At 42.8% G+C, this 5,832-nt stretch carries 1 protein-coding gene and 1 pseudogene; both read left to right on the forward strand.

Annotated features, from left to right (window positions below; all coding sequences use genetic code 11):
* Nucleotides 1–437: 437 nt before the first annotated feature.
* The gene (locus PEL01S_RS33830) at nt 438–2,582 is read left to right on the forward strand and encodes an RHS repeat domain-containing protein (RefSeq protein WP_127463314.1); all 2,145 of its coding nucleotides are present in this window, start codon (nt 438–440) and stop codon (nt 2,580–2,582) included.
* A gap of 25 nt (nt 2,583–2,607) precedes the next feature.
* A pseudogene (locus PEL01S_RS33835) lies at nt 2,608–5,832 on the forward strand (DUF6531 domain-containing protein); the annotation flags it as partial.

Genomic DNA, 5,832 nt, shown 5'->3' on the forward strand with positions numbered 1-5,832 from the left:
TTCTTTCTATGTCGACAGTATGAGTTTCCGATATCATAATTAGATGCATTACGTATAATACTTGTGCTTTGGAATGGATCAAAATAATGTTTTTAAGCTCACTGAAACCATAATGCGATCAAATATTCGCATTATGGTTTTTTCTATTAAATCCCGCGAGGGGATATCCATCAACTTGTCTGCAGATTTAATTCAAGGCCATTCATCAAGTTAGAGTGCATTCTTAGAACATATGCACATCATTCAAGAGAAATTTTTGTTCGAAGCTAATGAGCCTTTTGTACCCGGAAGAGAAGAATTTAGCCTAAATCCTCTAGAAAATTGGCATTTCATTTTTACAAAAATCGATATATACAGACATCATCTGTCAAAGGTATAATTTAGCAGGGAAAATATTTCAAGTTCAACATCCAAGAAGAACGTAGAGGGAGGTAGTCATGTCGAAAAGGGTCGTGTCGTTTTTACTATGCTTCATGCTTATGATAGCATGCTCTTTACCATCAATGGCGGCAAACGGAGAAACAAAATATCAATATGATGCGAGAGGGCAACTGGTAGAAAAGGTAGATTCGGAAGGTGCCATTGAGTATCAATATGATCAACAAGGTAATCTTATCAGAAAAAATAAAACAAATAACCTCTTAATGAATCCAAGCTTCGATATGTCCAGCGGAAATAATGAAGTTGCTGATAAGTGGGGGAAAGAAGTATGGTCGGCGGAAGAGTCCAATTTTAACGTAGTTTCTTTTACGCCAACTTCAAATTTGCAAAAGATCAGCGGTTCACGCATAAAAAATAACGGAATCGTCGCAGTGAGCCAAGTAGTAAGAGTATCACCTAACAAATCTTTTCATGTGAGTGGAAGATTTAATATTGAACAGCTAACTAATGCCAGAGTTCAGTTATATGTTGATTTTTATAATGATTCTGGTTTTACTGGAACGGCTAGTGTTGTTGAAACCCAAAATGTTACAAATGGAGGATATGTAACTCTTTCGGCTAATGGCGTAATTCCGTCGAATACACAATACGCTAAAGTTTATCTAATTATTCGTGGCACATCGGATGGCGCATCTGGGACGATGTATGTTGATATGACGAATTTCAGCTATGAATCGGAAGAGAATTTGCTTTCCAACGGAAGCTTCGACAAGTCGACCCAAAACAATGGAGTAGCGGACGGATGGGGGAAATCCATATGGAGCACCAATACCTCGGATTTTGAATTAATACGACTCCCCTCTGGGGCGCGTGTTCAGAAGGTAACCGGCTCAGGAATAGCCAATAATGGTGCTACCGGAGTAAGTCAGCTTGTGGTAGTGGAACCGGGAAAACCGTTTCAAGTCAGTGGAAGTATGAATATTGAACAGCTCTCCAATGCCAAAATTCAACTTTATGTGGATTTTAGCGGCCCTAACGGATTTACCGGAGCTAGTGTGACTGAAAGTAATGTCATTACTCAAGGTGGTTATGTCACACTATCATCGAATGGCACCGTTCCGCCCAATACCCGATACGCACTGGTTTATGCCCTTATTCGCGGAATATCCGACGGCGCCTCCGGGACGATGTATGTCGACATGATGAATTTCAAGTACGAAGAGGAGCCTAATTTCCTTGCTAATGGAGGTTTCGATACATCGACCCAATCTAATGGAGCAGCGGATGGGTGGGGCAAATCCGTATGGAGCGCCTGGGCATCTAATTTTGAGTTAATTCGTTCGGCATCCGGGGCACGGGTTCAAAAAATAACCGGATCCGGAATAGAGAACAACGGAGCAGTCGGGGTAAGCCAAGTGGTAAGGATAGACCCGGATAAGCCGTTTCAAGTCAGTGGAAGATTTAATATTGAACAGCTTGCCAATGCGAAAGTCCAATTGTATGTTGATTTCTTCAATGCAACCGGTGGTTTTACCGGAGCAAATGTTACTGAAAGCAGCGCTTTGACAAACGGGGAGTTTGTTACTCTTTCATCCCATGGAATCATTCCGCCTAACAGCATCTATGCGGTTGTACATGCTCTTGTACGTGGTACTTCGGCCGAAGCTTCCGGGACGATATACGTCGATATGATGAATCTTAAATACACCACAGAAGGCGATCTCGTAACCAATGGAAAGTTTGAAGTTTATACCCAAAATGATGGAGTGGCGGATGGCTGGGGCAAATCAATCTGGGGCACAGCCAATCCTAATTTTGAGCTAATACGGATCACATCCGGATCGCGTGTCCAGAAGGTTGCGGGGACTGGCATAGTTAACAATGGGATAGTTGGCGTAAGCCAGCTCGTGAAAGTTGAACCGAGTAAAGCTGTAAATGTAAGCGGAAGCTTCAATGTGGAACAATTGATCAATGCTAAGGTTCAGTTATATGTCGATTACTTCAACGGAACCGAGTTTGTGGGAGCAACGGTGACCGAGAGCAGTTCTCTTACAAACGGAGGGTATGCTACTTTGTCGACAAATGGTACTATCCCTCGGAATGCCACGCATGCTCGAGTCTATGCCTTGCTAAGAGGTGTGACGGATAATGCTTCGGGTACCATGTATGTAGATTCGGTTGGATTGCAGTATGTAAAGTAATATCATCATTCAGTTGGAGGTTCATATGAAAAGAATTATCTCATCAGTACTAAGCCTGATCCTTTTCTTTTCTCTAATCACACCTACGTTGGCCGCAGAGAAAGATTTCTTGGACGCACTTCTTACAAGCTTTAAGACCGATAGGTCCAAGGGCAGTTCGATAACGAATGCTTCCTCATTAAATGGAGCTTTAACCGACAAGATTGGTTCAGCCATCGGCGCATTTAATTCTCTAGCTGGTATTACCGATTCCGTATATGGTTCGGTATACGATTCCGTCTATAAAAACAGATTGAAGAGATCACTGGCCTCGCAACCAATTGTTCCACCGGTGAATCTTAAACCTGATGAGTCCCCGTACCTGATCAATTCGGAATACGACTCTGTCTCTACACTGTCTGGTAGTCTATCGATACAAACGACGGATATGACGATTAACGGAAGAAACGGATTGTCGTTTTCTTTGACAAGAACTTATAACAGCATTGATGCAAACATGTATGCTGGCGGTCCCGATTATGATGATTATCCTTATAATAAGCATGAAATATTTGGTTGGCTCGGAACAGGTTGGACTTGGGACCTTCCACATATGCAGTATAATGGGGAAAACTGGTTCATCCATCTTGCCGGCCAGTTAGGTTCGGGTACATATGAAATAGATACCAATACAGCAATTGGCGAACAAAAAGAAAATCCATACTATGCCCCGGACGAGACTTATTTGTTACAATATCCGTGGAAGAATTTAAAACTAAGTCAAGAGGAAGGATACTATTTAATCCGGACTCTTGAAGGAATTACGTACCACTTTAAAATACAAGAAACGAGTGATTCAAGTGGACGTGGTTACCTAACTAAAATAAGCGATGCATACAATAATGAAATTCGTTTTGACTACGAAGGTATGTCTTGGTACACAAAAAAGTTAAAAAGCATTTCAACGGATGACCCTAGCCAGACTATTACCGTCGATTACCATGCTGAAGGAATAACTTTAACCAAAGGAGATCAAAAAGTACAGTTTGTTCAATCTCTAATTAAATCTCCGTCCGATGAGTTTTTCTTTTGGGGGGGGAAGGGAGACGTAACACGATTAGATAAAGTCATTGATGCTGAAGGAAGATCTACTGTCTATACATACACCATAAAGGATGAATATTCCAATTACGATGTGTATGATTCAAGGACGAATACAACTAGAACGGAAAAAGGGATAAGTCAGCGTAATTTGCTATTGAGTAACATAACTCATCCAACTGGGGCGAAGAGTCAATATGTCTTTGATGATAAAAAAAGTTACGGTCCCTTTTTGCCGCAATATAAAGGACATACTAAGGGACATTACCCTATAAAAGACAAGTCTTTGCAGGTTGTACAATCGGACGGCTCTTTGAGAACCTTTAAACAGGAGAAATTCGCATATCGAGTTAGTGGAGACTATGGCTATTTTTATACTGATCTTGATGATGGTGTATCTCAAACAAGTTATGCAAATAAAGGTAAATGGGACTCTAATTCCCTTAAGCCTTGGCTAAGAGATATGTACTACCAAACAAACATTACCAAAACATCAACTAGAAACGGTGTAACGTATACCGTCTCAACGGATCAGCAATACGACGAAGCAAGACAGCAGCCGTACCCCAACAAAGTGACAACCACCTATACGGCTCAGGGACAATCATATACAACAAGCACGTCCCGGGAAATTGACCTCTATGGCAACGTGCTATGGTCGAAAGATCCTACGGGGGTTACAACGAACTATGATTACGACCCGAACACGCACTTGCTTAGCAGCATAACGCAGCCGATCTATAACAATCAGAAGCGGTATACGCTGCTTGAGCGCAATGAAAAGTATAAAGTAACTAAGGAAAAGGTATTTGAAAACGGTCCGAACGGGAAGTTGCTATCGGAGACGCGCTACGAAGACATCGATTCATACGGCAACCCACGCAAAATCATAACAAAAACCGATGATGCAAAAGAAAACGAGACGCTCGTGGAATACGGCTCCCAATACCATAGCCGGTTTCCGACCAAGACGACAACGGATGCGACCAATGTCGATGGAGCGACTTTAAAGATGACGCAACAATATGAGTATAATACGACGCTCGGAAAAGTAACAAAAATCATCGACGGCAAAGGTTATGCGACAAACTATGACTATGACAAGCTGGGCCGGTTAACGAAAGCAATCAACCCGGATAACAGCATCGTCACCCTGCAATATGATGATGCGAAAAATTCGATTCTTATCACGGATGAGGCAGGCGTAAAGACGTACACGCAATGGAACCCGATCGGCTGGAAGATCGCAACGGGTGTGAGCGAGCAGGACATTAGAAGCAAATTAGGTTACGATTCATACGGTCGTTTGGAATGGAGCGAAGATGCCCGAGGAAACCGGACCTGGTTCGGCTACGATCAATGGAGCCGCCAGAACAAAATCACGTATCCGGACAGCTCGGTGGCCACGGTGGAATACAACGATATTCAGCGTACGAAGGTATCGACCGATGCCGAAGGCTACATGATTACGGAGACGCTAGATCCGTTAGACCGGACGATTAAGAAAGAAGAAACGAAACGAGTTAATGGGCAGTCCGTGGTCCAAACATTAGGCACGTTCATCTACGACGCTGCCGGTAAAGTTCGCGAAAGTACAGATGGCAATAACAACCGGACGAAATTCGATTATGATGCCCTGGGGCGCTTGACTGGAGTCACTAATGCGAAAAACGAGTTTACGAAGTATGAATATACTTCGAAAGATCGTTTGAATTTGTTCAAAATTGTGTTCCCGGACAAAACGGAAAGGTCCAAGAAATATGACGAGCTGGGTCGTATGATTCAGACGATTGCACCTGATCAGGCGGTAGAAAAGTTTTATTACGATGAAAATAATAACTTACGGACGTATGTAGACCGTAAAGGTCAAGTGACAACGAACGATTACAATAACCGTAATAAGCTGCGCAGCAGTGCTTTAGGAAACGAAACGATAAAGTATGACTACGATGCGGCCGGAAAACGCAAAGTTATGCAAGACAACACAGGTACCACGAACTATGACTATAACGAGCTTGGACAGTTGCACATTCTCACGTATCCGGACGGGAGGACGATCCGATACTCGTATGATGAGCAAGGAAATCGAAAGACGATGACCGATCCGTTTGGCAATGTTACGGAGTACGGGTATGATAACCGTAACCGGCTGACAGGCGTAGGTCCAAAG

The sequence above is a fragment of the Paenibacillus elgii NBRC 100335 genome, from assembly GCF_004000865.1.
GTDB classification, from domain to species: Bacteria; Bacillota; Bacilli; order Paenibacillales; family NBRC-103111; genus Paenibacillus_G; species Paenibacillus_G elgii.

Coding starts and splice junctions, on each gene's coding strand:
- PEL01S_RS33830 (WP_127463314.1), top strand. CDS start 438: ATGTCGAAAAGGGTCGTGTCGTTTTTACTATGCTTCATGCTTATGATA.